General features: G+C 52.9%; 2 protein-coding genes. Both read left to right on the top strand.

The features are described from left to right. Positions 1–248: 248 nt before the first annotated feature. Complete coding sequence (gene glmM / locus HMPREF2572_RS05625; RefSeq protein ID WP_003743468.1) at positions 249–1,586, top strand: phosphoglucosamine mutase; 1,338 nt, start codon at positions 249–251, stop codon at positions 1,584–1,586. 304 nt (positions 1,587–1,890) lie between these two features. After that, the gene (locus HMPREF2572_RS05620) at positions 1,891–2,574 is read left to right on the top strand and encodes a DedA family protein (RefSeq protein WP_070496681.1); all 684 of its coding nucleotides are present in this window, start codon (positions 1,891–1,893) and stop codon (positions 2,572–2,574) included. The last annotated feature ends 174 nt before the right edge of the window (positions 2,575–2,748 follow it).

Below are 2,748 nucleotides of genomic sequence, written 5' to 3'. Positions count from 1 at the left end.
TTGTGAGTTGGAGGGGATGTCCAACTTTTGGGATGCAGTTCAAACAAGTTTGGTGGTTTCAGACGACCCTTTTGTTTAATCCGGTTAACTTGTTTCGGGTTTTGATAAGATAAGAAACTATACCGCTCAGGCTCAATCTAATTACGCTAAACATAAATCCCAACAGTTTTGCATAAAATCCCCCTATACTGCCCGTTATGACATTTACGGGTAACCCCATTCTAAAAACATCCTCACGGAGCAAACTCATGGCAAAAAAATATTTCGGCACGGACGGCGTGCGCGGCGAAGTCGGTCAATTTCCGATTACCCCCGATTTCGTATTGAAACTAGGTTATGCGGCGGGGCAGGTGTTGGTGCAGCATGACGGCGGACAGAAGCCGACCGTCCTGATCGGCAAAGACACGCGCATTTCCGGCTATATGCTCGAAGCCGCGCTGGTGGCGGGCTTTACCGCCGCAGGTGTCAACGTCATCCAAACCGGCCCGCTGCCTACGCCGGGCGTGGCTTATCTGACCCGCGCGCTGCGTTTGTCCGCCGGCGTGATGATTTCCGCGTCGCACAACGTCTATTCCGACAACGGCATCAAATTCTTTGCCGAAGGCGGCGTAAAACTGAGCGATGAAATCGAGTTGGAAATCGAAGCCAAAATCGATGAAGAAATGAAAACCCAGCCGTCCGCCCGTCTCGGACGCGCCCGCCGCATCAACGGCGCGGACGACCGCTACATCGAATTCTGCAAATCCACCTTCCCCAGCCATTTGGATTTGCGCGGCCTGAAATTGGTGGTCGATACCGCGCATGGCGCAGGCTATGACGTTGCGCCCAAAGTGTTCCACGAACTCGGCGCGCAAGTCGTCAGCATCGGCGACGAACCCAACGGCTACAATATCAACGAAAAATGCGGCGCAACCCATCCCAAAGCCTTGCAGGCCGCCGTCTTGCAAAACGAAGCCGACTACGGCATCGCGTTGGACGGCGACGGCGACCGCCTGATGATGGTCGACCGCAACGGCAAAGTGTACGACGGCGACAGCCTGATTTACGTCATTGCCAAAGCACGCGCCCGCGAAGGTATCAACATCGGCGGCGTGGTCGGTACGGTCATGACCAATATGGCAATGGAAATCGCCCTGAAAGAGCAGGGCGTCGATTTCTGCCGCGCCAAAGTCGGCGACCGCTATGTATTAGAACAGCTGAACCAACGCGGCTGGCTTATCGGCGGCGAAGCCAGCGGCCATATTTTGTGCATGGACAAACACAACACCGGCGACGGTATCATCTCCGCGCTGCAAGTTTTGGCGGCGCTGCAAATCCTGAACCAAGACCTTGCCACCGTTTGCGCCGACTGGCAGCCGTATCCGCAAACCATGATTAACGTGCGCATCCAAAAAGGTCAGAAATGGCAGGAAGCCTCGAAAGACGTATTGGCCGAAGTGGAAAAAGAACTCGAAGGCAAAGGCCGAGTCGTGTTGCGCGCATCGGGTACTGAACCGGTCGTGCGCGTCATGGTCGAAGCGCGTCAGGCTGACTGGGCGAAAAAAGGTGCGGAACGCATCGCGGCAGCCATCACCGGCAAGCAGTAATGCTGTCAGGAAACAATCAGGTTTTTAACAAACCTTGAAACTGCCGTCGTTTTCACGCAAGCGGGAACGCCGGTGCAGTGGATTGATTTTAAATCAGGGCAAGGCGGGGGAACGCCATGCCGGTTTAAGGTTAATCCACTGTGTTTTTTAGGATTCGAGGTCGTCTGAAACTCATCAATTCATATTGTTGACGCCTATTTTCATAATCTGCCTTGTTATTTCTTTCAGACGACCCTATCTTTGGTAAAATACAACATTCAGTTCAAATGAATTTCCCCTCCACATTACAACCGACGGATACGCCATGTTTGCCTTTTTAGAAGACCTTTTTGCCAATTACGGCTATGCAGCCGTGTTTTTCGTTTTGGTCATTTGCGGCTTTGGCGTGCCGATTCCCGAAGATTTGACGCTGGTGACAGGCGGCGTGATTTCCGGCTTGGGGCACACCAATTCGCATTGGATGGTTGTCGTCGGTATGCTCGGCGTGTTGGCGGGCGACGGATTTATGTTTGTCGCCGGACGCGTGTGGGGGCAGAAAATCCTTAAGTTTAAACCGATTGCCCGCGTGATGACGCCGAAGCGTTACGCGCAGGTGCAGGAGAAATTCGACAAATACGGCAACTGGGTATTGTTCGTCGCCCGCTTCATGCCCGGTTTGCGTACCGCCGTTTTCGTGACCGCAGGCATCAGCCGCAAAGTTTCCTATACCCGCTTCATCCTGATGGATGGGCTTGCCGCGTTGATTTCCGTGCCGGTGTGGATTTATTTGGGCGAATACGGCGCGAACAACATCGATTGGCTGATGGCAAAAATGCACAGCCTGCAATCCGGCATCTTCGTTGTTTTGGGCGTATTGGCAGTAGTTTTGGCATGGTTCTGGTGGAAAAAACGCCAACGCCTGCTGTTTTACCGTACCAAATTGAGCGAAAAGCGGGCGGAGCGCAAAGCCGCCAAGGCAGCCAAAAAAGCCGCGCAAAGCGAACAATAAAATCAAGCACCCTAAATAGGTTGCCGATATTCAATAGTTTCCGTGTTTTTATCCAAAGCGGTATCTCCTGCGTTGGAAATTCTCGCAAGGTCTCTGACCTTGTTGCGGCTTCCGTCCTGAGTCTCACGCTTCGTGAATATAGTGGATTAACTTTAAATCAGGACAAGACGACGA

Origin of the sequence: Neisseria sp. HMSC064E01 (assembly GCF_001808875.1) — a bacterium.
Lineage (GTDB): Bacteria > Pseudomonadota > Gammaproteobacteria > Burkholderiales > Neisseriaceae > Neisseria > Neisseria sicca_A.
The sequence above is the reverse complement of the archived record's forward strand: the minus strand, read 5'-3'. Positions and strand labels throughout refer to the sequence as shown.

Bases quoted from the DNA above. Each gene is read 5' to 3' on its own strand.
- glmM (WP_003743468.1), top strand. From the start codon at position 249: ATGGCAAAAAAATATTTCGGCACGGACGGCGTGCGCGGCGAAGTCGGT.
- HMPREF2572_RS05620 (WP_070496681.1), top strand. From the start codon at position 1,891: ATGTTTGCCTTTTTAGAAGACCTTTTTGCCAATTACGGCTATGCAGCC.